Origin of the sequence: Streptomyces sp. NPDC086787, from assembly GCF_044745865.1 — a bacterium.
Lineage (GTDB): Bacteria > Actinomycetota > Actinomycetes > Streptomycetales > Streptomycetaceae > Streptomyces.
This window is the reverse complement of the sequence record NZ_JBIVBC010000003.1, coordinates 454,148-477,117: the sequence shown is the minus strand read 5'-3', so window position 1 is coordinate 477,117 and position 22,970 is coordinate 454,148. Positions and strand designations below refer to the sequence as shown.

Sequence of the window (22,970 nt, the reverse complement as noted above, 5' to 3'; positions counted from 1 at the left end):
CCGACCCAGGTTCCACCGGTTCTCCAGGATGCACTGTGAGCCGTCCCGCACAAAGCTGTGATCCCTACTCCCCGTGCTCCCCGTGCCGGTCCGCGTTCGCCGCTATCGCCGCGCTCAGGTGTTCGGCGAAGCCGGGGTGTGCCGTGTCGTAGTGGGCCCTGAATCGTTCGTCGGCGACATACATGTCACCGAGGCAGCGGTGCATGGGGTGGGGACAGTCGTAGAACCACCTGGTGATGTGACGGCGGTGTTCCTCGGCCAGGTTCATGGCCGGCTCGCCGGTCGGCTGCTCACCGGCGGTCAGCAGGGCGACGTAGCGCCGGGTCCAGTCGGCCACCTCGTCCTGGAGGCGCTGCCAGTCCTCCTTGGTGTAGCGGGCGGCCCGGCGCCGGGACTCGGCGTGGGCGGCGGTGCCGCCCCAGCGCCGCTCGGCCTCCTCGGCGTACTGCTCGGGGTCGTTCTCCCCGAAGACCTCGAACCGTTCCTCGGGGGTGAGGTTGATGCCCATCGTGCGTGCCTCCATGGCGTGCTCCACGGCCGCGGCCATCCTCTGGAGCCTCTCGATCCGGGCGGTCAGCAGTTCGTGCTGACGGCGCAGGTGGCTGCGCGGATCCGCGTCCGGGTCGTCGAGCAGGACCGCGACCTCGTCGAGCGGAAAGCCGAGCTCCCGGTAGAACAGGATCTGCTGCAGCCGGTCGAGGTCGGCGTCGCTGTAGCGCCGGTGGCCCGCGTGGCTGCGCTCGCCCGGGGCGAGCAGGCCTATCTCGTCGTAGTGGTGCAGGGTGCGCACGGTCACTCCGGCGAAGCCGGCGACCTGCCCCACCGAGTAGCTCACTTCCGCTCCTTCTGTCGGTACGCCGTCCACGGTGCCCCCTCACGCGGCGTGAGGTGCAAGCCCGTACCCGCCCGTGCACGCCCGTTTTCCCGGTGCACCGCTTCGCCCCACTTTGGATGTTGCGCCCGTTTAGTCCGCTTGGTCAGCTTATGGTGAGCCCGTGGCCGAGGACTCCGCGCAGCAGGCGCCCACCACCGCTCACGCGGCCCCCGCGCGCGCCCTGCTGCCGCTGATCCTGCCCGCTCTCCTGGTCGGCGTGGTGTCGAGCCTGCTGTTCGTCGGGGTGAGCGTGGCGGCCGAGAAGCTCCAGGGCGTGCTGTGGCAGAACCTGCCGGACGCGCTGGGGATCGGCCGGTACTCCGCGCCATGGATCTTCACCGTGCTGATCGCGACCGGCGTGGCGGTTGGCCTCGTGGTGTGGAAGGTGCCGGGCCACGCGGGCCCCGACCCGGCCTCCATGGGCCTGAGCGCACCCGTGATGCCACCGGTCGTCCTGCCGGGCCTGCTGCTGGCGGCCGCCCTGATGCTCGCGGGCGGCCCGAGCCTCGGCCCGGAGAATCCACTCATCGCCGTGAACGCCGGGCTGGCGGTGTGGCTGGGCGGCCGGTGTTACGCCCGGCTGGAGGGCGAGCAGTGGAAGGAGCTCGCGGAGGCGGCGACGCTCGGCGCGCTGTTCGGCACTCCGGTCGGCGCGGCCCTGGCGATCTCGGAGGCGCTGGCCGGGCAGCGGATCAGAGGGGTGCTGCTCTGGGACCACCTCTTCGCGCCGCTGGCCGCCGCCGCGGCCGGTGCCCTCACGACCGACCTGGTCCACCACGCCTCCTTCGACCTCCACCTGGCGCCGATCGGCCGGCCGGGCGTGGTCGACGTGGTGGGGTCGCTCGCCGTGGCCAGTGTCGGCGCGCTGCTCGGCATCTGCGCCGTCTACGCCTTCCCGTACGTCCATCGCGCCTTCCGGCAGTTGCGCCACCCGATGCTGATGCTTCCCGCGGGCGGGGCCGTACTCGGGGCACTGGGGGTGCTGGGCGGCCCGCTGACGCTCTTCAAGGGCCTGAACGAGGTCTCGGAGCTGGCGGGCGACCCGGACGGCTGGTCGGCCGGGCAGTTCGCCACGATGACGGTGGTGAAGCTGGCCGCCCTGCTCGTCGCCGCGTCCTGCGGCTTCCGCGGCGGCCGGATCTTCCCCTCGGTGTTCGTGGGCTCCGCGCTCGGCCTGTGCGCCCACGCCCTGGTGCCCGGGATCCCGCCCGCCGTGGGCGTGGCGTCGGGGGTGCTGGGCATGCTCCTGGCGATCACCCGGCAGGGCTGGGTGAGCCTGTTCACCGCCGCGGTCTTGGTCGCCTCGCCCTCGATCCTCGCCCTGATGTGCATGGCCTCGCTGCCGGCCTGGCTGCTGGTGACGGGGCGGCCGAAGATGCAGGTGCGGCCGGACGGGACGGCGGTCCGATGAGCGGCCGTCCGTCGCCCACCCCCTGCCCCCTTGTTGTTCCCCTTGCTGCCATCCACCTCCCGAGGAGTGAAGACCATGCCGCTGCACAAGGGTTCGCAGAAGCAGGACGGCCGGACCGCGTCCATCAACCCGTTCTACGGGGAGGCCAATCCGGTCGTCGGCATGACCGAGGCGCCGCCCACGCACCGGCTGCCGGAGAACCCGTTGCCGCCGAACACGGCGTACCAGCTGGTGCACGACGAGCTGATGCTGGACGGCAACTCCCGGCTGAACCTGGCCACGTTCGTCACCACCTGGATGGAGCCGCAGGCCGGCGTGCTGATGGCCGAGTGCCGTGACAAGAACATGATCGACAAGGACGAGTACCCGCGCACCGCCGAACTCGAGAAGCGCTGTGTGGCGATGCTCGCCGACCTGTGGAAGGCACCCGACCCGGCGGCCACCGTGGGCTGTTCCACGACCGGTTCCAGCGAGGCGTGCATGCTGTCCGGAATGGCGCTCAAGCGGCGCTGGATGCAGCGCAACGCCGACCGCTACCCCTCACGCGACGTGCGGCCCAACCTCGTCATGGGCGTCAACGTCCAGGTGTGCTGGGACAAGTTCTGCAACTTCTGGGAGGTGGAGCCGAGGCTGGTCCCGATGGACGGCGAGCGGTACCACCTCGATCCGCAGGCGGCGGCCGAACTCTGCGACGAGAACACCATCGGCGTGGTGGGCATCCTCGGCTCCACCTTCGACGGGTCGTACGAGCCGATCGCGGACCTGTGCGCGGCGCTGGACGACCTCCAACAGCGCACGGGCATCGACGTCCCGGTGCATGTGGACGGCGCGTCCGGCGCCATGGTCGCGCCCTTCCTGGACGAGGACCTGGTCTGGGACTTCCGGCTGCCGCGGGTGGCCTCGATCAACACCTCCGGCCACAAGTACGGCCTGGTCTACCCGGGGGTCGGCTGGGCACTGTGGCGGAACAAGGAGGCGCTGCCCGAGGAACTCGTCTTCCGGGTCAACTACCTGGGCGGCGACATGCCGACCTTCGCGCTGAACTTCTCCCGGCCGGGCGCGCAGGTGGTCGCCCAGTACTACACGTTCCTGCGGCTGGGCCGCGACGGCTACCGGGCCGTACAGCAGACCACGCGGGACGTGGCGACCGGGCTGGCCAAACGGATCGAGGAACTGGGCGACTTCCGGCTGCTGACCCAGGGCGACGAGCTACCGGTGTTCGCCTTCACCACCGCCCCGGACGTCACGTCGTACGACGTCTTCGACGTCTCCCGGCGCCTGCGCGAGAGCGGCTGGCTGGTCCCCGCGTACACCTTCCCGCCGAACCGGGAGGACCTGTCGGTGCTCCGGGTGGTCTGCCGCAACGGCTTCTCACTGGACCTCGCCGACCTGTTCGTGGAGGACCTCGGCCGCCTCCTCCCGGACCTGCGCCGCCAGTCGCATCCGCTCACTCACGACAAGCAGGCGGCGACGAGCTTCCACCACTGAGTCAGGCCGGCTGCTGCCCGTCCTGCTCCTGATCCTTCTCCGCGTCCGCGAGAGCCACCAGCTCGAACGCCGTCTTCCCGTCCAGGGACTCCCGGATGATGTCGGCGTGACCCGCGTGGCGGGCCGTCTCACGGATCAGGTGCAGCAGGAGCCAGCGCAGGGAAACGGCCTCGTCCGGCGGGAACCAGGGGTCGTTCGGGAGGGGAAAGGTGTCGTCGAGGCCGGGGGCGGAGCGGATGAACTTCTCCGTCTCGGCGGCCACCTGTTCCCAGTGGGCGAGTTGCTGGGCGACCGTCTCGCCCGCGGCCAGTTCGAAGCACTCGTGCCAGTTCGACTCGTCCCGCCGGACGGGCGGCTGCTCACCCTTGGCACGGGCCAGCCAGCCCTGCTCGACCTCGGCGACGTGCTTGAGCAGTCCGCCCAGGGAGAGTCCGCTGGCGCTGGGCCGGGCGACGGCCTGCTCCTGCGTCAGCCCCAGCACCGCCCGCCGGATACCGCCGCGCTGCTCCGCGAGGAAGGCCAGCAGCGCCCCCCGCTCGTCGCCCCGCGCCTCGGCTCGTACGTGAGTGACCATGATCGGCCCCTTTCCAGCGGTTCCGTTTCTCCGACACCAACGACGCTACGGGCGAATTAGGTCGGATCCTGTCCGCGATGCGGATCGGATCCTGTCCGGGATCCGGAAGGGCGTCGGAATCAGAAAGGGAACGCCGTCCTGCCGTGCTGTACCGAGATCCACTTCAGCGTGGTGAAGGCGTCCAGGGTGGTCTCGCCGTTGAGGCGGCCGATGCCGGAGTGCTTCTCACCGCCGAACGGGACCAGCGGCTCGTCGTGGATGGTGCCGTCGTTCACGTGGAACATGCCGGTGTCGACCCGCTTGGCGAAGGCCACGCCCCGCTCGATGTCGGTGGTGTGCACGGCACCGCTCAGACCGTACGGGGTGTCGTTGACGATGCGTACGGCCTCCTCCTCGCCGTCGAACGGGACCAGCAGCGCGACGGGACCGAAGATCTCCCGGTGCAGCAGGGAGGATCCGGCCGGCACATCCGTCAGGACGGACGGCTCGACCAGGTTGTCGGCCGTCGCACCGCGCACGAGCACCGTCGCCCCCTCCGACACCGCCTGCTCGATGACCGCCGAGATGGTGTTCGCCTGAAGGGAGTTGATGACCGGCCCGATGACCGTGTGCGGGTCGCTCGGGTCGCCGGTCTTCAGCGTCCTGACCTTCGCCACGAACTTCTCGGTGAACTCGTCCGCGACCGAGCGGTCCACCAGGACCCGGTTGGCGCCCATGCAGACCTGGCCCTGGTCGGCGTACCGGCTGAAGACGGCCGCGTCGACCGCGTAGTCGACGTCCGCGTCGTCGAGCACCACCAGCGCGCTGTTGCCGCCCAGTTCGAGGACCGTGCGCTTGAGCTGCGCGGCGCAGACGGTGGCGATGTGCCGACCGACCTTGTCGGAGCCGGTGAAGGAGATGAGCCTCGGGACCGGGTGCTCGATGAAGGCATCGCCTATCTCGGCGATGTCGGTGAGTACGACGTTCAGCAGGCCGGCCGGCAGTCCCGCGTCCTCGAAGAGCTTCGCGATCAGCGTGCCGCCGCAGACCGGGGTGTCCTGGTGGGGCTTGAGCACGACCGCGTTACCGAGGGCGAGGGCCGCGGCGACCGGCTTGACCGACAGCAGGAACGGGAAGTTGAAGGGGCTGATCACGCCCACCACGCCCACCGGGACGCGGTAGAGGCGGTTCTCCTTGCCGTCGACCGGTGAGGGGAGGAACCTGCCCTCGGAGCTCAGCGCCAGGTGGGCGGCCTCGCGCAGGAACTCCTTGGCGAGCCGCAGCTCCAGCCCGGCCTTCATGCGCGTGCCGCCGAGCTCGGCGATGATCATCTCGGTGATCTCGCCCTCCCGCTCCTCGACCAGACGCAGGACCTTCTCGAAGAGCGCACGGCGGGTGTAGGGGTTGGTCTCGGCCCACTCGCGCTGGGCGCGGGCGGCCGCCCGGTAGGCGTCGTCGACCTCGTCGACGGTGGCGATGGTGATCGAGGCCAGCTTCTCGCCGTCGTACGGGTTGAAGTCGATGATGTCCCAGGACCCCGTACCCGGGCGCCACTCACCGTCGATGTACTGCTGAGCCAGGTCGGTGAAGCCGGACAACATGTGATCCCTCGATCCCCTTGCTCTCGATCCCCTTGCTGCCGAAGCAGTCGAGACGGACACCCGATCGATTCACGTACCGATCGGTCCGGTTAGGACTGATCATGCGTCATCGTACTTGTGTTGACGATGAGTTGGGTCAGGAGAGCTGGAGCAACCCGCGCAGCAGATCCCGGCTCTCGTCCGGGCCCGGGCTGTCCTGCTGGAGTTCCTTGAGGGCGTGCTCGTACTGGGCGACGTCCTCGCGCTTGTCCAGGTACAGCGCGCTGGTGAGCTGCTCCAGATAGACCACGTCGGACAGGTCGGACTCCGGGAAGCCGAGAATGGTGAAGGCCCCGCTCTCCCCGGAGTGGCCGCCGAGACTGAACGGCACCACCTGGAGCCGCACATTGGGCCGCTCGGAGATCTCGATGAGGTGCTGGAGCTGCTCGCGCATCACCTCACGGTCGCCGTACGGGCGGCGCAGGGCGGCTTCGTCGAGGACGACGTGGAATTCCGGCGCGTTCTCGGACACGAGGTGTTTCTGCCGCTCCAGGCGCAGCGCCACGCGCCGTTCCACGTCGGCGACGCTCGCGCCCCTCATGCCGCGCCGGACGACCGCGCGGGCGTAGTTCTCGGTCTGGAGCAGTCCGTGCACGAACTGCACCTCGTACGCCCGGATCAGCGAGGCCGCGCCCTCCAACCCCACATATGTGGGGAACCAGCTGGGCAGCACGTCCGAGTAACTGTGCCACCAACCCGCGACATTGGCCTCCCGGGCGAGGGACAGCAGCGATTGGCGCTCGGTCTCGTCCGTGATGCCGTAGAGCGTCAACAGGTCTTCGACGTCTCGCGTCTTGAAGCTCACCCGGCCCAGCTCCATCCGGCTGATCTTCGATTCGGAGGCGCGGATCGAATAGCCCGCCGCCTCACGCGTGATCCCCCGTGATTCTCGCAGTCGCCTGAGTTGCGAGCCAAGCAGCATGCGTCGCACCACCGATCCGGGCTCTCCCGCGCTCACGTTCGCCAGCCTCCCCAACCGTCTTCAGGGGCCGCAGTCTGCCACTAAATCACTTCGAGCAGTACTCGTCCGGTTACGGAAACGGAAAGAGGCCAAAGATTCCGCACAGGAACACGCAAGCCAACGAGGAACGGGGAAGCCGGAGTTGGCGGAAAAAATGACCAAGAAGCGGTACGGGAGTGCGCAATTCGGTCGGCTGCACGTGCATCTGCCCTTGCATCTGCTGTACGCATCCGAAAGCATGGTCTCGCGCCACCGCTGCATCGCAACGACCGCGAATTCCCGGGAGTGCCTCGCATGGGGACGAATGGATCGACCATGCTCAAGCCGTTACGGCAGGGCCTTCCACCACTGGACCCCTCGGCCGTGTCGAACGCGGCCTCCTGCGCCCTGCCGGCCCGGTACGAAGCGGTGCGCGAGGCCCGCCTGTTCACCCGCGGCACGCTGGACCAGTGGGATGTGGGTGACCGCTTCGACGACATATGCCTGGTCGTCTCGGAACTCGTCACGAACGCCCTGCGGCACGCGCTGCCGAACGACACCTGCCGCGGCGCGGAACCGCATCCGGCCGTACGGCTGCACCTGATGCGGTGGACCGAGCGGCTGGTGTGCGCGGTGCGCGACCCCAGCCACGACACCCCGGTCACCCGCGACGCGGACGACTTCTCGGCGGAGTCCGGCCGGGGGCTGTTCCTGGTCGACTCCTTCAGCGACAGCTGGGGCTGGCACCCGCTCGCGGGGACCCTCAGCGGCAAGGTCGTCTGGGCGCTGTTCCGGCTCCGAACCGCCGAATGACGGCGAGCGGCGTCGTCCGACGCCGCTCGTCTACGCGCATTGCGAACCGTTTCCGTGCGTTCCCGAGCGGGGTCTACGCGCGTTGCGCATGAGTGAGGTCCGCCGCCACCCCGCGGTGCGCGCGGGGCGGTGGCGTCAGCTCGCGATCAGGTGGTCGAACTCGCCGTCCTTGACCCCGAGGAGCATGGCCTCGATCTCCGCCCTGGTGTAGACGAGGGCGGGACCGTCCGGAAAGCGCGAGTTGCGTACGGCCACGTCACCGCCCGGGAGCCGGGCGAACTCCACGCAGGTGCCCTGCGAATTGCTGTGCCTGCTCTTCTGCCAGGCCACTCCGTCCAGCTGCGCGGCAGCCATGCCGTTGTACACGTCGTACCCCCCGCACACGCCATCAAAGTCGCGGTCCACAGGTCGCTCCCCGTTGGTGCACTGGCTGGTGTGGCCATAGATGCTGTGGTCAACTGTCCCGGATCATAGCCCTGTTCACGTGCAGCTGCATGAGCAGATGCACGTGCACGCGGGGTGGTTCTCCGGTTACAGCCTCCGGCGACCGCTCTGCCGAAATACCCCTCACTGGAGACAGACGTACGGCAGGGCTTCGATGTTCCGTCTTCCGCCTGAACATCCCCGGACACTTGGACCCCGGGTCCGCGGCGCGATCCAGACGTGATCCAAACGACAGGCGACGACAGGCCCTGAGCGCACAAAGGGGGTGCTGGTAGCTTGCTGCGGGCGTTGCGGCCAATCCGGACGGCCGACCGGCTACAGCTTGGGAGCTTCCAGTGACTTCGGCTTCGGCGACTACGAGGGTGCGGATCACGGCCACGGCGGCCGCGGGACTGGCGGGCGTGCTCGCGCTGACCGCGTGCAGTGGCGGATCCACGGACGACTCGTCCTCCGGCCCGAGCACCTCCGCCTCCGCCGCACCGTCGGCGGGCGGCGGTGGAACGGGCGGCGTCACGTCGTCCTCCGGCTCGCTCCAGGGGAGCTGGCTCGCCACGACCGACGGCAAAGCCGTCGCCTTGGTCGTCACCGACAAGCGGGCCGCGCTCTTCGAGACCGGCGGGACCGTGTGCAGCGGCACCGCGGGCGAGGAGTCGGGCATGCAGATGATCCATCTGACCTGCACCGACGGCAACAAGGACCGGGGCACCGGGATGGTCGGCCCGGTCAGTAAGACGGAGATGAAGGTGACCTGGTCGGGCAAGGCGGGCCAGGAGACCTACACCAAGGCCGAGGGCGGAAAGCTGCCGTCGGGTCTGCCGACGGCGGGCCTCGGGTCCTGAAGGGACGCCGGACGGCAACGGCGGGCCTCGGCTACTGAAAAGGCGACGGACGGCAACGGCACGCCCCGAGTCCTGAAAAGGCGACGGACGGCAACGGCACGCCCCGGCTGCTGAAAGGGCGACGAACGGCAACGGCACGCCCGAGCGGAGGGGCGCGCGACGACTCGCCCGCGCCGGGCGGGATGATGCTGGGGCACCGACCCGACCTCGACAGGATCCACTCATGCGCGCCATCACGCTCACCGTCACCGCGGTCGCCGCCGCCCTCGCCCTGACCGCCTGCGACGACGGCGGTGGTGGCGGCACCGGCGGCGACAAGAGCACGAACAGCTCGGCCTGCCGGATCGGCGAGGTCTCCGTGCAGATCGGGTCGGCGAGCATGGCCCCGGCCGCCGGGGACAGCGGCGAGGTGCCCGTCAGCATCACCAATCAGAGCGCCGCCTGCACCCTGGACGGTTTCGCCGGTGTCGAGCTCCGGGCGGACGGCACCTCGGAGAAGGTTCCCGCGCTGGAGGGCGCCACGGGGCAGAAGCTGAAGCTCGCCAAGGGCGACTCGGCGTCCTTCACCATCAGCTATGTGCGAGGCAAGGACGGCGACACGGCGGGGCTGGCGGCACAGTCCGTGAAGATCGGGCTGCCCGGCTCCGGCACCTCCCAGAGCTTCCCCTGGAAGTACGGTCCCATCGCCGCGAAGGGCGGCGGCAGTGGACCCGACGCCTCGGTCAGCGGCTTCCAGCAGGCCGGCGACTGACCGGCGGCCGGGCGACGCGCCGACGGGCTTCAGCCGAGCCGGGGCCGGGTCCCGACCTGCGCCCGGTCCGCCGCACGGGCGCCCTCCGTCCAGCCGGCCTCGTCGCTCACCCCGCGCAGCCGGGTGGTCGTCGTCTGCGGGAACATCCGCTCCAGGCGTCCGGCCACGGCTATGTCCCGGGTGGCGAGGACCGGGAGCAGCTCCCGGGTGACCTGGGTTCCGGCGGCGGTCGCGAGCCGGTCGCCCACGCGGTGGGCGTAAGCCGCCAGGAAGGACTGCCGGAAAGTCTTGGTCCGCTTGCGGCCGCCCGCGCGCTGCGCCGCCTCGGCCTTCGCCATCGCGTGCGTGGCCTGCACCAGCAGCGAGGTGTAGAGGAGCTCGACCACCTCCAGGTCGGGCTCGAAGCCGACGACCGTGGTGAAGCCCAGAGGTTCGTTCCACACGGCGCGGCAGTGGTTGGCGGTGGCGACCGCGTCCAGCAGGACCGCCTTCGCCTGCTCGTACGGCGGCTCGACCCCGATCCGGCAGGCGCCGGGCGCGTCCGGCGCGGGAGCGTCGGCCGCGAGCAGTGCCTCGTCGATGCTGTGCCGGGCCATCAGCTCCTGCGCCTTGGCGCTCAACGCCTCCGCCTCCTCCGGGTAGCCGGTGGCCTCCGCCTTGGCCAGCAGCGCGCGAATGCGGTTGAGCATGCGGGAGGCCTCGGACCGGTGCTCCTTGCTCACCCCTGGCCCCGCCCCCGACCCTGCCCCCTGCGCCGTCCCCCGTCCCGTCCCCCGGCCCGCCTCCCGCGGCGCGTCCTCCAGGGGCTCCAGCGCGGGCAGCCGCAGCAGCAGGCGGTAGAGCTCCAGTACGGCGGTCGCGTGCGAGAAGCGGTCTGCCGCGCGCGCGGCGCCGTCCGGTGCGGGGAGGTCGCCCAACTGGGCGGCCCAGCGGGGGCCGCGCGGACGGTCCTGCGGCGCCTGTGCCCGGATCAGTTCCGCCGCGAGCTGCACGTGCACGCCGTCCAACTCGCGCCGCACGAGCCGGACCACGTCGGCCGGCTGCCAGCCGCGCCGCCAGGCGGCCGCCGTGAACTCCTGGCCGCGCCACGCGAGTTCGGCGTCGGCGGCGGAATCGGCGGCGAGCAGGGACGCACCCGCATCGAGGCCGGTGTCGGTGTCGTTGTAGAGGGCGGCCCGGAAAGCCCGCTCGACAGTGCTGGTGGTGCTCACCCGTCGATCGTGCCATGGACCGCCGACAGTCACGGAAAGTTGTCCACAGCCTGTGGACAAACTCTTTCGACCCTTGCGGCCGCAGTGAGGACCTTTCAGGGCGCCTCGGATGTCAACTCCCGGTTGACACCCTCCCCTTGTCAACCTACGGTTGACACATGACGACGAACTCTCCCGGAACGGCATCCGTACGCCTCGACGACCTCATCCACGCCATCAAGAAGGTGCACCACGAGCCGCTCGACCAGCTTCAGGACGCGGTGATCGCCGCCGATCACCTGGGCGACGTCGCCGACCACCTGATCGGCCACTTCGTGGATCAGGCGCGGCGCTCGGGGGCCTCCTGGACGGACATCGGCAAAAGCATGGGGGTCACCCGGCAGGCGGCGCAGAAGCGCTTCGTGCCCAAGGAGTCCGTCGACCTCGACCCCGCTCAGGGATTCAGCCGCTACACGCCGCGCGCGCAGAACGTGGTCATGGCCGCGCACCAGGAGGCCAAGGCCGCCCGCAACACCGAAGTACTGCCCGACCACCTCGTCCTGGGCCTGCTCGCCGAGCCCGAGAGCCTCGCCGCGAAGGCACTCGCCGCCCAGGGCGTCTCCTTCGACGCCGTCCGCGCCGCCGCCGGAGCCGCGCTGCCGCCGCCGACGGCAGCCGAGGACGTTCCCGAGCTGATCCCGTACGGCGCCGCCGCCAAGAAGCCCCTGGAACTCACCTTCCGCGAGGCCCTGCGCCTGGGCCACAACTACGTCGGCACCGAGCATCTCCTGCTCGCGCTGCTGGAATACGAGAACGGCGAGGGCGTCCTCAGCGGTCTGGGCGTCGGCAAGGCGGACACCGAGCGGTACGTCACCGAGGTGCTCGCGCAGTTCACACCGACCCGGGCGCCGGAGCAGTCGGGGGACTGAAAGCGCAGGTCGGCGTGGATTGTCAGTGGTGCCTGCCACACTCGCGACCATGACCGACCGCTGGGCACTCGCCCCGGCCGAGGACGGCGGCGCGGAGCTCGCCCCCCTCGGCCCGGACGGGCTGCCCGTCGGTCCGGTGCGGCGGGAGGACGATCTCGCCGGGGCGGTGCGGAGCCGACCGGAGGTGACGCGCTGGGTGTGGCGGTCGACCCCCGAGGTCTACCCGCGTCTGCTCGCCACGGGGGTGCGAGTGGAGCGGTGCTACGACATCGAGGACGCCGAGACACTCCTGCTGGGCCACGAGGGGCGGCACGGCGAGCCACGCTCGGCCGCCGCCGCCCTGGCCCGGCTGCGCAACGGCCCCGTACCGCCCGACCCGCCGCCGCGCTCCGCCGAACCGGGCGCGCAGTCCCCGCTGTTCGAGCCGTCGGGTTCCCGGCTGCCGCTCACCGACCTGCTCGCGGTCTACGCCGACCAACAGCGGCGGCACGACGCGACCGCCCACCCCGACCGGATGCGGCTGCTGACCGCCGCCGAGTCGGCGGGGATGCTGGTGGCCGCCGAGATGAACCGCGCGGGCCTGCCCTGGAGCGCGGACCTCCACCGGAGTCTGCTGCGCGAACTCCTCGGCGAGCGTTATGCGGGCGGCGGCGAACCCCGTCGGCTTGCCGAGCTCGCGGACGAGGTGTCGGCCGCGTTCGGCCGCCGGGTGCGGCCCGATCTGCCCGCCGACGTGGTCAAGGCCTTCGCCCAGGCCGGGATCAAGGTGAAGTCCACCCGCCGCTGGGAAATCGCCTCCATCGAACATCCGGCCGTCGAACCACTCCTCGAGTACAAGAAGCTGTACCGGATCTGGGTCGCGCACGGCTGGTCCTGGCTCCAGGACTGGGTCCGGGACGGCCGGTTCCGGCCGGAGTTCCTCGCGGGCGGGACGGTCACCGGGCGCTGGGTGACCAACGGCGGGGGCGCGTTGCAGATCCCCAAAGTGATCCGGCGGGCCGTGGTCGCCGACCCCGGCTGGCGGCTGGTGGTGGCCGACGCCGATCAGATGGAGCCGCGTGTGCTGGCCGCGATCTCCCGTGACCCCGGGCTGATGGAGGTGGCCGGCCGGGAGACCGACCTGTACCAGTCCGTCTCCGACCGCGCCTTCTCCGGCGACCGCGCCCAGGCCAAGCTCGCCGTCCTCGGCGCGGTCTACGGCCAGACCTCCGGCGACGGACTGAAGAACCTCGCCGCGCTCAGACGCCGCTTCCCGCAGGCGGTGGCGTATGTCGACGAGGCCGCGCGGGCCGGAGAGGAGGGACGGCTCGTCAGAACCTGGCTGGGGCGGACCTGCCCCCCGGCGGCGGGCGCCGGCGAGGACGCGACGGAGGAGGCCGGCATCCCCTCCGGGGACGGCGAGCCCGACGCCCAGGGCTGGACTCCCGGCTACGCCTCCACCAACGCACGCGCCCGGGGGCGTTTCGCACGTAACTTCGTCGTCCAGGGCAGCGCCGCCGACTGGGCCCTGCTGCTGCTCGCCGCGCTGCGCCGGACCTGCGCGGACATGGCGGCCGAACTGGTGTTCTTCCAGCATGACGAGGTGATCGTGCACTGTCCGGCGGAGGAGGCCGAGGCCGTGGTGGCGGCCATCCGTGAGGCGTCCGGCCTGGCGGGACGGCTGACCTTCGGAGAGACCCCGGTCCGGTTCCCGTTCACCACGGCGGTGGTGAAGTGCTACGCGGACGCCAAGTGACCCCCGGGGCAGGCTGCTCCCCTCGGCAGGCCGGTCCTCGCGGTCAGCGGCTCTCGCCGAGCAGTTCGCGCAGCTCCGCCACGACCGCCTTGTCGTCCGTGCCGTCCAGCGCGGCGAGGGCGGCGCGCCACTGCGTACGAGCCTCCTCGGGCCGCGCCCACTCGCGCAGCAGGAGCCCGTGCTGGTGGCGGGCGAGAGCACCCATGTAGCCGTCGGCGCGGTCGTCCGCACGGCGCAGCAGCTCAGCGCACTCGAGCCCGGCGCGCTCGGCACGGCCCAGCTGCCGCAGCGCGCGGACCAGGCCCAGCCGGGTCTGGGACTCGCCGTGCCAGTCGCCGTGACCGCCGAGGACGCGCAGGCTCTCCTCGAAGTGGGTGGCGGCGGCGGCCGGTTCACCAAGGGTGAGATGGGCGTAACCGATGTTGCAGTGCGCCGAGTACCGCAGGATGCGGGCGCCGATCTCGTTCCCGATCGCCAGCGAGCGCCGGTGCTGCTCGATGGCGGCACGCGGGTCGGTGTGCTCGTAGAGGTTGCCCAGGTGGCTGTGGGTGACGGCCTCGCCGTAGGGGTCGTCCAGCTGCCGCGAGTAGTCGAGGCTGTAGCGCAGGGCCTCCTCGGACTCGGCGTGCCGTCCGAGCCCCTGAAGGAGCAGGCCCCGGTTGTTGAGGCAGCGGCGGATCCAGGACGCTCTGCCGAGCCGCCGCCAGATCGCCAGCGCCTGGTCGTTGAACGTGAACGCGTCGCTCTGCCGGCCGGTCATGAAGTGCAGTGCCGCGAGGTCGCCCAGCGCGTATGCCTCGGCGGCCCGGTCCCCGAGGCGCCGCGCCGCGTCCAGGGCGGCCCGGCCGAGTGCCTCCATCTCGGCGACGCGGCCGCTGCGCTTGACGTACGGGAAGAGGAGGCGGACGAGCGTGGAGAGATGAGCGGCCAGGCGGTCACCGGACGCGCGGTCGGCCGACCGCGTCGGCTCGGGCGCGTCCGCGCACCGCTCGACCAGGGCGACGATGTTGGCCAGTTCCGCGTCGGCCCAGGCGAAGGCGTACTCGGAGCAGTCGAAGGGGGGTACGGACGCGACGGCTGCCGAGTGCTCGGGCGGCTGCGCCTCCGTCGGGTGGCGGCGGTCGTCCTGGTCGAGACCGGGTTCGACGATCGCGGTCAGGACGCGGTCGGCGACGGCGGCGTACCAGCGCAGGGCGGCGACGATGGCGTCCGTTCCGTCGGGCCTGCCGGTGCCGATGGCGGCCTCGGTGCTGGCGAGTTCGCGAGCGAAGTCGCGGACCAGGTCGTGCGGCGCGTAACGGCCGTACGACCTCTCCTCCAGCAGCGCCACGTCGACCAGACGGTCCAGGGCGGCCTCGGCTCGGCGCTCGTCGGTACCGGTGAGGCGGGCGATCAGGGGTGCGCCGTAGGCCGGGAGGTCGAGCGCCCCGATGCGGCGCAGGGCGCGCGCCGCGTCCCGGTCGGTCGGCCGTTCGGAGGCGGCGAGCGCGTCATGGGCGACCGCCAGGGAGCTGCGGACGCTCAGATCGTCGTACTCCAGCTGGCGCAACCGCCCGCCCCTCGCGGTCAGCTGCACGGCCAGCACATCCGGGGTGAGCGCGGTGCGGGCGGCGAGCCGGGCGGCGACCACACGCAGCGCGAGCGGCAGCCGGCCGGTGAGACCGATGAGCGGGTGCCCGGCGTCGAGCCCGGCGCGCCCACTCACCGCGCGTAGCAGCGCCGCGCTGTCCTCACCGGTGAGCGGGCCGAGCGGGAAGCGGCGGGCACCGTCGAGGGCGGTCAGCGGCGAACGGCTGGTGACGATCACCGCGCAACCGGCCCCGGCAGGCAGCAGCGGCCGTACCTGCGCGGCGTTCGCGGCGTCGTCCAGGACCATCAGGGTGCGGGTCGGCGCGAGCGTGGAGCGCAGCAACGCGGCGGCCTCGTCCGGCTGGTCGGGGATGTTGCGGGGTTCCACACCGAGGTCGCGAAGCAGCGCGGCCAGCGCCTGGGCGGGGGCGAGCGGGGCCACGCCGGGGGTCGCGCCGTGCAGGTTGACGTAGAGCTGGCCGTCGGGGAAGCACTCTCGCAGTTCGTGCGCGGCGTGCAGCGCCAGGGCGCTCTTGCCCACGCCCGCCATGCCGGAGATCACGGCGACGGCCGGGGTGCACACGTCGGCGAGGTTCCGGCGCAGGTCGTGCAGTTCGGCGGCGCGGCCGATGAAGTGCGCGGGCGGCGGGGGGAGCTGGGCGGGCGAGGGGCGCCGGGCGGCCGTTCCGCGCCCGGCCGACGGGACCGGGGTGGAGGCGGGGGGCGGGGGCGTGCCGGTGCCGTGCGCCGGGGGGTGCTCGTCGGCGTCCGCGCGGGTGGAGCTCTCCCCCGCGTCCCCGGATTCGTCCTCGCCGGAAGTCCTGGCGAGACCGGTGTACGTGGCAGGGCCGTTGGGCCTGGCGGAACCGGTGGGCCCGGCGGAACCGGTGGGCCCGGCAGGACCGGTGGGCCCGGCAGGACCGGTGGGCCCGGCAGGACCGGAACGCCTGCCTGGACCGGTGGGACCGGTCATGTCCACCGGGGAGTCGTCGTACGACCGCGCCCGGGCCTCCGCCACGCGCTCCGCCTCCTCGCCGACCGCCGCCGGGTCCCCGCGGAGCACTTCGGCGTGGGCCCGCCGGACGGCCGGGCCGGGTTCGACGCCGAGTTCCTCGACCAGTCGCGTACGCAGGTCACGGTGGACGGCGAGGGCCTCGGCCTGGCGCCCGGTGCGGTGCAGGGCGAGCATCAGCTGACGGTGGTACGCCTCGCGCAGTGGATGCTCGGCCACCAGCGCCGCCAGTTCGGGCACCAGACCGGGCAGCCGGGTTCCGGCGACGGCGAGTTCGGCTTCGTACCGCCACTCGATGAGCAGCAGCCGCGCTTCCTCCAGACGCTGCGTGAAGGCGTATCCGCCGAACTCCACGGGCAGTCCGGTCAGCGGCGAGCCACGCCACAGCGCGAGCGCCGCCGCGCAGGCGTGCAGTACCCCGGTCCAGTCCCGGCGGGCGTGCGCGGTCCGCGCCTCGGCGACCCGGGTGTCGAAGACATGGACGTCCAGTTCACCGTCGTCGACCCGCAGCAGATACCCCGGCGGTACGGCCCGCAGCCGCTCGGGGTCGTCGAGGAGCCGGCGCAGCCGGGTGACGTGGTTGTGCAGCGAGGCACGCGCGGACGCGGGCGGCGCGCCGTCCCACAGCGCGTCCTTGAGCGACTCGACCGGGACGACCCGGCCGGCCTCCAGCAGCAGCGCGGCCAGCAGCGTGCGCACCTTGGGGCTGCCGATGGTGCGGACAACGACCTCGCGTCCGTCGCGGTCATCCGGATCGCCGTCGTACGCGACGTGCTCACCGTCGTACGAAGTACCGTACCTCGCCCGGTCGTACAGAACGGGTGGTCCCAGCAGTCCGAACCGCAGTCCATACCGCCGCGTCATGCCCTTCCACTGGCTTTCCGCACGGCCCCTTCCTACCTTCCGCCCTCGCTCCACGACGGTTGCCACCGCCGTCCCTGGCGGGTTCCCGCCCTGTCCAAGGCGGTTTCCCGCCACCTTCGCCCTTGCCGGTCCGGGCCGGAATCCGCTGGATTCCGGGCCACTCCCCTCGGGTTGCGTCGGCTTCTCGCCAACAGCCTCGCGATCCTCGGGAGAACCGTTGGCCACATGTTAGCGATCCGTTGGCGCAGGCTGATGTGATCAATGCATCGGATCTGGCCGTACGGTGCGCGCGTATGACGCGCAACTCGGGGGAGTGTCGCCGCGGGCCGGATTCGGGGGCGCAAGAGGACCCCGGTCGGCGGAGGTGAACGACTGGGGTTCTCGTGCCCTTCCTCTTTCGTGCGGCCCTCGTGCGGGTCAGATGACGGGCGGCCGGCCGAGTCGGGTCAGCCGCCACACGGTCCGCCAGCGCATGGGCCGTCGCTCCCCGGCCCGCTCCCGGACGCCTTCCGCGAACCCGCCGAACCAGGCCCGCAGTCCGCCCAGCGAGCGGGTGCGCGCGAGGGTGAGCAGCGTCCAGATCGCGAGGTGGACCGGGATCAGCGGCAGCGGCAGCCTGCGCCGGACCAGCCAGACCCGGTTGCGGGCGGTCACCCGGTGGTAGATCGCGTGCCGGGCGGGCGAGGTCCTCGGGTGCTGAAGCAGCAGCTCGGGCGCGTAGAGGATCTTCCAGTCGGCGTCGGCTGCCCGCCAGGCCAGGTCGGTCTCCTCGTGGGCGAAGAAGAACTCGGCGGGCCAGTCCCCCGTTTCCGCCAGCATGTCCATGCGCAGGGCGTGCCCGCCACCGAGGAACCCGGTCACATAGCCGCCCCGCATGGGATCGGCGGACCCGACGCGGGGAACGTGCCGCTGCTGGGTCTGCCCGTACTCGTCGGCGATGCGGAAACCGACGATGCCGAGGCGCGGGTCGGCGGCGTACAGATCCGCCACGCGGCGCAGCACATCGGGGTCCACCAGCAGCCCGTCGTCGTCCAGTTCCACCACGACGTCGACGTCGCCGAACTCGCGGAGCCGGGCGAGGGCCACGTTGCGGCCGCCGGGGCAGCCGAGGTTCTCCTCGACGTCGATGCCCGTGACGTCGCCGGGCAGCGACAGCCGCCGCGCGAACTCGGGCAGTCGGCAGCCGTTGCCGACGATCACGATCCGGACCGGGGCCAGGTCCTGCTTGGCCACGGACTCCAGCAGCGCGTCGACCTCGGCGGGCCGGTTCCCCATGGTCACCACGGCGACGGCGATCCTCGGCAGGCTCAAGTCCCTCACCTCATCCGGAGTACGGCGACGTCCACGTCCCTACCGAGCGGCGCCCGCCGTTCCCCAAGATGTTGCTTCGGACCGGCCGGTTGCGGTTGCGCCGGATCACTTTGTTGGAGCTTTGCTCCGGTTTTGTTCGACAGAGGTCGGATACATACCTGCTCCGTCCAGGCGAGCGCCAACGGCCACCGAGCACCGATTCACGTTCGGGCTCGCCCGACGGTGATGAGGCGTCGACCCTTGCACCAGGCACGCCGAGTGGGTGGATGATCCCACGCAACGCGACATCTCCGCGCGGGGCGATGTCGACGTGGCTCCGCTCATGCGGCGGAGGCGATCACTCCGGATCGGCTCCGGCTTGCCGCGTGTCCGCGTCCTCGGGCAGGGCCGGGCCGGAGCCCTCGTCCGGCACCGCAACCAGACGTACGGCCATGCGACGAGCGTCGGCGGTGCGGTCGCCCGGCTCCGTCACGTACTTGCGCAGCAAGCTCTGGTATTCCTCCGCGAATGCAGCTACCTGATCCTTCGTCATCCAAAGGCCGGCACGGTAGATCTGGTTCCAGCCCTCCGAAGTGTCGTACCCGGCATACGCCTTGACGAGCAGGCTCAGATCCTGCGTCATCTTGAGCGCGCCGATCTTCAGTGCGGCCTCGCGTTCGTCGGCTGTCATCTCCAGTCCCGGGGGCGTGAAAATGTCCGTCATCAGCGACTTCCACCAGCGCTCCCGGCCTTGGGAGCGCTCCTCGATCTCCGCGATCAGATTGAGATCGGCGAGTTTGCGCAGGTGGTAGCTGGTCGTGCCGGTGCTCTCGCCAAGCGCCTTGGCGACGCTGGTGGAGTTGGCTTCACCGTGCTCGCCGAGGTAGCTCAGGATGTCGCGGCGCACCGGGTTGGACAACGCCTTGTAGAAGGCCTTGAGGTCCGGGCCGGTCAGCACTCTCGTCTCGGGACGCTCAGGCATGCCGCCCACCCTACGGCAGAGACTCTCTGCAGCACCTTTGCAGAGATTTTTTGCAGAAACTCTCTGCCATGATTAGGGTGAAGGCGATGAGGGTGCTCGCGGCTGCGGCCACACCGCAGTTGGCGGCCACCGCTTGGACAGCTTTCGGACTGGAGGGGGCCAGCCGTGTCTGACTCACTGAATGCGCGGATGCGTGACGAGATCGACGACCAGGTCGCCGAGGCACTCGACGCGTACCTGGCGGACCGCCTGACCGAACCGGGCCCCCTGCGTACCGCACTGGCCGCCAGGCGCAGCGCGTGGCTGGTGCTCGGCACGATCGGCCTGGGCGTCCTCGCCACGGCCTTGGCGCCGAACACGGTCCCGGTCGCCTGCTGGATCTGGGGTGCCATCGCCTTCGTTGACGTGGCTTGGCTGCTGACCGCTCAGCAGCCCCTGAAGCGCTCCTGAAGGAGCCTCCCACGCTCGCCTGTTGATCTCAGGAAGCAGAAAACCCCAGATCACGTATCGCGTGACCTGGGGTTCCAGATGAGCCGCCTTCGGGATTCGAACCCGAGACCTACGCATTACGAGTGCGTTGCTCTGGCCATCTGAGCTAAGGCGGCGCGCCGATCACACTAGGGTGCGGTCGGCAACGTCGGTAAGTCTACACAGTTTCTGGTGGTGCTCCGACCAGGCCCCGAGGGGCCGTTATGAGCAGCGTTTTCCCTGGGTCGGTGGGGTGACGTGCAGGAGGTAGGTGTTGATCGCGGTGTCGATGCAAGCGCTGCCGCGGCCGTAGGCGGTGTGGCCGTCGCCGGCGTAGGTGAGGAGGCGGGCGGAGGAGAGCTGGCGGGAGAGGGACTGGGCCCAGCTGTAGGGGGTGGCCGGGTCGCGGGTGGTGCCGACGACCACGATGGGGGCCGCCCCTTTCGCCTCGATGCGGTGCGGTTCGCCCGTGGCGGCCACCGGCCAGTAGGTGCAGTTCAGGGAGGACCAGGCCAGGCCTGCGCCGAAGACGGGGGACGCCTTCTCGAAGGCGGGCAGGGACTTCTTCACCCCGTCGGGAGTGGCGAAGGCCGGGGGGTTGTCCAGGCAGTTCACGGCGGCGTTGGCCGACATCAGGTTCGTGTAGTGGCCGTTGCCGCCGCGCTCGTAGTAGCTGTCGGAGAGCGCGAGCAGCCCAGCGCCGTCGTTCTTCTTCATCGCCGCCGACAGCGCGCCACGCAGCTGCGGCCAGGACGTCTCGTCGTACATCGCCGCGATGACCCCGGTGGTGGCGAGGGCCTCACCGAGTTTCCGGCCGTCCTGGTCGCCGGCCGGGATCGGGTGGGCGTCGAGCTTGCGGAAGAACGCCTTGAGGCGGTCGCCGACCTGCGCGGGCGGCGTGCCCTTGCCGCCGAGCGGGCAGTCGGTGTGCCGGACGCAGTCCTTCGCGAAGGACTGGAAGGCGGTCTCGAAGCCCGCCGTCTGGTCCAGGTTGAGCTTGCGGGCGTCCAGCGACGGGTCCAGCGCGCCGTCCAGGACGACACGGCCCACCCGCTTCGGGAACAGCCCGGCGTACGTCGCCCCCAGGAACGTCCCGTAGGACGCGCCGACGTAGTTCAGCTTCGCGTCGCCGAGGACCGCTCGCGCGATGTCCATGTCCCGGGCCGCCTCGGCGGTGGAGACATGGCGGAGCAGAGCCGCCGAGTGCGCCCCGCACGACTCCGCGAACTTCTTGTACCCCGCGACGAGGCCGTCGGTCTCCTTCTTGTCGTCGGGCGTGACGTCCGTCTGCGTGTACGTGTCCATCTGGCGCCCGTCGAGGCATTCGACGGGCTCGCTGCGGGCGACGCCCCGGGGGTCCATCGCGACCATGTCGTAGTGGGCGCGGACATCCGCCGGGTAGCCGATTCCGGCGTACTGCTGGAGGTAGGCGATCGCCGAGCCGCCCGGTCCGCCCGGGTTGACCAGGAGCGAGCCGATCGGCCTGCCCTTGCCGGTGGCCTTCTTGCGGGCGACGGCGAGCCGGACGTCGCCCCCACCCGGTTTGCCGTAGTCGAGCGGGGCCTTCATCGTCGCGCACTCGAAGCCGGGGACGCCGCAGTCGCGCCAGGCGATCTTCTGCCGGTAGTACGGCTCCAGCGCGGAGGGCGTGGAGTTTGGCAGCGCGGCCAGCGCGACCTGCGCCGCCTCACCGGCCCGTGTGGCCGCCGTCGTCCTGGCCGGGCTCTCCGCGGAGCAGCCGGTGACGAGCAGGGCGGCGGCCGCGAGGAAGGCCGCCGAGGCGTGGGCCGTGGACCGCGTCCGGCGCGGGGTTCGCCTGGTGTGCATTGTTCGAGCCTAACGTTGAGCGACGTGCCGGGTGCCGTGCGTGCGCACGCACGGCCCGTACGGATGACGCCGTCAACCTGGGGCGGTCGTTCAGCCCGCTCTCAGTGCCATCGTCATCGCCTCCACCGCCAGCAGCGGGGCCACGTTGCGGTCGAGGGCCTCCCGGCAGTCGGAGATCGCCTCGATGCGGCGCAGTGTCGACTCGGGGGTGCTGCCGTGCGCCAGCCGCTCCAGCGCTTCCTCGGCGTCCATGTTGGCGATGGCCACGCGGGAGCCGAGCTGGAGGGCGAGGACGTCACGGTAGAACGCCGTGAGGTCGGTCAGGGCGAGATCGAGGCTGTCGCGCTGCGTACGCGTTCTACGACGCTTCTGCATGTCCTCCAGATCCTTCATGACGCCCGCCGTGCCGCGCGGCAGACGTCCGCCCTGGGCCGCGCCAAGGGCTGCCTTCAGTTCCTCGGTCTCCCTGGCGTCCATCTCCTCGGCGAGCTGCTTGGCGTCCTCGCCGGCCGCGTCGACCAGCTCCTGGGCGGCCCGGAGGCAGGCGCCGACCTCGTCGAGGCGCAGTGGCAGTTTCAGTACGGCGGCGCGGCGCTCGCGGGCGGCCGGGTCGGTGGCGAGACGGCGGGCCCGGTCCACGTGCCCCTGGGTGGCGCGTGCGGCGGCGGCCGCCACGGCGGGCTCGATGCCCTCGCGTCGTACGAGCATGTCGGCGACGGCGTCGACCGAGGGCGTGCGCAGGTTGAGGTGGCGGCAGCGGGAGCGGATGGTGGGCAGCACGTCTTCGAGCGAGGGGGCGCACAGCAGCCAGACCGTGCGGGGGGCGGGCTCCTCCACTGCCTTGAGGACCGCGTTGGCGGACTTCTCGTTCAGCCGCTCGGCGTCCTCGACCAGGATGATCTGCCAGCGGCCGTTCGCCGGTGAGGTGAACGACTTGCGGACCGTGTCCCGCATGTCCTTGACCAGGATCTCGGAGCCGACCGCGGCGACCGTGGTGACGTCCGCGTGGGTGCCCACCAGCGCGGTGTGGCAGCCGTCGCAGAAGCCGCAGCCGGGTACTCCGCCCAGCGCGCGGTCGGGGCTCACGCACTGGAGGGCCGCGGCGAAGGCCCGCGCCGCCTGGTCGCGGCCCGCTCCGGGCGGCCCCGTGAACAACCAGGCGTGCGTCATCTTCGACGCCTCGGGCAGCGGCTCGGCGGCGGCGACAGCGGTGACGAGGGCATCGGCGTCACGCGCGGCCGCGCCGAGCGCCTCGCTCACCTTCTCCTGACCGACGAGGTCGTCCCACACGGTCATGGGTCACGCCGCCCTTTCGTCACACCCGTCACGCCCGTCACGTTCACAGTCCGGT

19 protein-coding genes and 1 tRNA gene are annotated in these 22,970 nt (G+C 71.3%); 8 read left to right on the top strand and 12 right to left on the bottom strand.

Annotation, left to right across the window (positions count from 1 at the left end; translation table 11 throughout):
* Positions 1 to 64 precede the first annotated feature (64 nt).
* The gene (locus tag ACIPK3_RS11780; protein WP_402568522.1) at positions 65 to 835 is read right to left on the bottom strand and encodes a MerR family transcriptional regulator; all 771 of its coding nucleotides are present in this window, start codon (positions 833 to 835) and stop codon (positions 65 to 67) included.
* 160 nt (positions 836 to 995) lie between these two features.
* On the opposite strand from ACIPK3_RS11780, the gene ACIPK3_RS11775 reads away from it, so the two are divergent.
* A complete protein-coding gene (locus ACIPK3_RS11775) occupies positions 996 to 2,285 on the top strand; it encodes an ion channel protein (protein WP_402568520.1) in 1,290 nt (429 codons plus the stop codon).
* A 75-nt stretch (positions 2,286 to 2,360) separates the two neighbouring features.
* Positions 2,361 to 3,773, top strand: coding sequence for a glutamate decarboxylase (locus tag ACIPK3_RS11770; RefSeq protein WP_402568518.1), 1,413 nt, complete (start codon positions 2,361 to 2,363; stop codon positions 3,771 to 3,773).
* 1 nt (position 3,774) lies between these two features.
* On the opposite strand, the gene ACIPK3_RS11765 is transcribed toward ACIPK3_RS11770, so the two are convergent.
* The 3 genes from ACIPK3_RS11765 to ACIPK3_RS11755 form a co-directional block, all read right to left on the bottom strand.
* On the bottom strand, positions 3,775 to 4,347 hold the full coding sequence (locus tag ACIPK3_RS11765) for a DinB family protein (protein ID WP_402568516.1): 573 nt from the start codon (positions 4,345 to 4,347) through the stop codon (positions 3,775 to 3,777).
* Positions 4,348 to 4,466: 119 nt separating this feature from the next.
* A complete protein-coding gene (locus ACIPK3_RS11760; protein WP_402568514.1) occupies positions 4,467 to 5,927 on the bottom strand; it encodes an aldehyde dehydrogenase family protein in 1,461 nt (486 codons plus the stop codon).
* Between the two features lie 136 nt (positions 5,928 to 6,063).
* On the bottom strand, positions 6,064 to 6,888 hold the full coding sequence (locus ACIPK3_RS11755) for a helix-turn-helix domain-containing protein (protein WP_402568512.1): 825 nt from the start codon (positions 6,886 to 6,888) through the stop codon (positions 6,064 to 6,066).
* A gap of 333 nt (positions 6,889 to 7,221) precedes the next feature.
* Here ACIPK3_RS11755 and ACIPK3_RS11750 point away from each other — a divergent pair, with 333 nt between their 5' ends.
* The gene (locus ACIPK3_RS11750) at positions 7,222 to 7,719 is read left to right on the top strand and encodes an ATP-binding protein (RefSeq protein WP_402568510.1); all 498 of its coding nucleotides are present in this window, start codon (positions 7,222 to 7,224) and stop codon (positions 7,717 to 7,719) included.
* 135 nt (positions 7,720 to 7,854) lie between these two features.
* On the opposite strand, the gene ACIPK3_RS11745 is transcribed toward ACIPK3_RS11750, so the two are convergent.
* Positions 7,855 to 8,073 carry a DUF397 domain-containing protein gene (locus ACIPK3_RS11745; protein WP_402568682.1) on the bottom strand — a complete coding sequence of 73 codons (219 nt, stop codon included), beginning with the start codon at positions 8,071 to 8,073 and terminating at the stop codon, positions 7,855 to 7,857.
* Between the two features lie 425 nt (positions 8,074 to 8,498).
* Between ACIPK3_RS11745 and ACIPK3_RS11740 the strand changes: the two genes are divergently transcribed.
* Positions 8,499 to 9,002: a hypothetical protein gene (locus tag ACIPK3_RS11740; RefSeq protein ID WP_402568508.1), complete on the top strand. Its 504-nt coding sequence runs from the start codon at positions 8,499 to 8,501 to the stop codon at positions 9,000 to 9,002.
* A 223-nt stretch (positions 9,003 to 9,225) separates the two neighbouring features.
* Positions 9,226 to 9,753 (top strand): DUF4232 domain-containing protein, encoded by a 528-nt coding sequence (locus ACIPK3_RS11735; RefSeq protein WP_402568506.1) that lies wholly within the window; start codon positions 9,226 to 9,228, stop codon positions 9,751 to 9,753.
* Between the two features lie 29 nt (positions 9,754 to 9,782).
* On the opposite strand, the gene ACIPK3_RS11730 is transcribed toward ACIPK3_RS11735, so the two are convergent.
* Positions 9,783 to 10,964, bottom strand: coding sequence for a DUF2786 domain-containing protein (locus ACIPK3_RS11730; RefSeq protein WP_402568504.1), 1,182 nt, complete (start codon positions 10,962 to 10,964; stop codon positions 9,783 to 9,785).
* Between the two features lie 158 nt (positions 10,965 to 11,122).
* Between ACIPK3_RS11730 and ACIPK3_RS11725 the strand changes: the two genes are divergently transcribed.
* Together ACIPK3_RS11725 and ACIPK3_RS11720 are read left to right on the top strand one after the other, a co-directional pair.
* Positions 11,123 to 11,872, top strand: coding sequence for a Clp protease N-terminal domain-containing protein (locus ACIPK3_RS11725; protein WP_402568502.1), 750 nt, complete (start codon positions 11,123 to 11,125; stop codon positions 11,870 to 11,872).
* A 49-nt stretch (positions 11,873 to 11,921) separates the two neighbouring features.
* A complete protein-coding gene (locus tag ACIPK3_RS11720; protein WP_402568500.1) occupies positions 11,922 to 13,607 on the top strand; it encodes a bifunctional 3'-5' exonuclease/DNA polymerase in 1,686 nt (561 codons plus the stop codon).
* A gap of 43 nt (positions 13,608 to 13,650) precedes the next feature.
* Here the strand turns inward: ACIPK3_RS11720 and ACIPK3_RS11715 are convergent, their stop codons facing one another.
* The 3 genes from ACIPK3_RS11715 to ACIPK3_RS11705 form a co-directional block, all read right to left on the bottom strand.
* Positions 13,651 to 17,052, bottom strand: a complete 3,402-nt coding sequence (locus ACIPK3_RS11715; RefSeq protein ID WP_402568498.1) for a BTAD domain-containing putative transcriptional regulator — start codon at positions 17,050 to 17,052, stop codon at positions 13,651 to 13,653.
* Positions 17,053 to 17,469: 417 nt separating this feature from the next.
* Positions 17,470 to 18,363, bottom strand: a complete 894-nt coding sequence (locus ACIPK3_RS11710; RefSeq protein ID WP_402568496.1) for a glycosyltransferase family 2 protein — start codon at positions 18,361 to 18,363, stop codon at positions 17,470 to 17,472.
* A gap of 337 nt (positions 18,364 to 18,700) precedes the next feature.
* Positions 18,701 to 19,324 carry an ArsR/SmtB family transcription factor gene (locus ACIPK3_RS11705; protein WP_402568494.1) on the bottom strand — a complete coding sequence of 208 codons (624 nt, stop codon included), beginning with the start codon at positions 19,322 to 19,324 and terminating at the stop codon, positions 18,701 to 18,703.
* A gap of 165 nt (positions 19,325 to 19,489) precedes the next feature.
* Between ACIPK3_RS11705 and ACIPK3_RS11700 the strand changes: the two genes are divergently transcribed.
* The gene (locus ACIPK3_RS11700) at positions 19,490 to 19,774 is read left to right on the top strand and encodes a hypothetical protein (RefSeq protein WP_402568492.1); all 285 of its coding nucleotides are present in this window, start codon (positions 19,490 to 19,492) and stop codon (positions 19,772 to 19,774) included.
* A gap of 81 nt (positions 19,775 to 19,855) precedes the next feature.
* Here the strand turns inward: ACIPK3_RS11700 and ACIPK3_RS11695 are convergent.
* The 3 genes from ACIPK3_RS11695 to ACIPK3_RS11685 form a co-directional block, all read right to left on the bottom strand.
* Positions 19,856 to 19,929 (bottom strand) — tRNA-Thr (locus ACIPK3_RS11695).
* Positions 19,930 to 20,014: 85 nt separating this feature from the next.
* Positions 20,015 to 21,619, bottom strand: a complete 1,605-nt coding sequence (locus tag ACIPK3_RS11690; protein WP_402568490.1) for an alpha/beta hydrolase — start codon at positions 21,617 to 21,619, stop codon at positions 20,015 to 20,017.
* Positions 21,620 to 21,709: 90 nt separating this feature from the next.
* Positions 21,710 to 22,915 carry a DNA polymerase III subunit delta' gene (locus ACIPK3_RS11685; protein WP_402568488.1) on the bottom strand — a complete coding sequence of 402 codons (1,206 nt, stop codon included), beginning with the start codon at positions 22,913 to 22,915 and terminating at the stop codon, positions 21,710 to 21,712.
* Between the last annotated feature and the right edge of the window lie 55 nt (positions 22,916 to 22,970).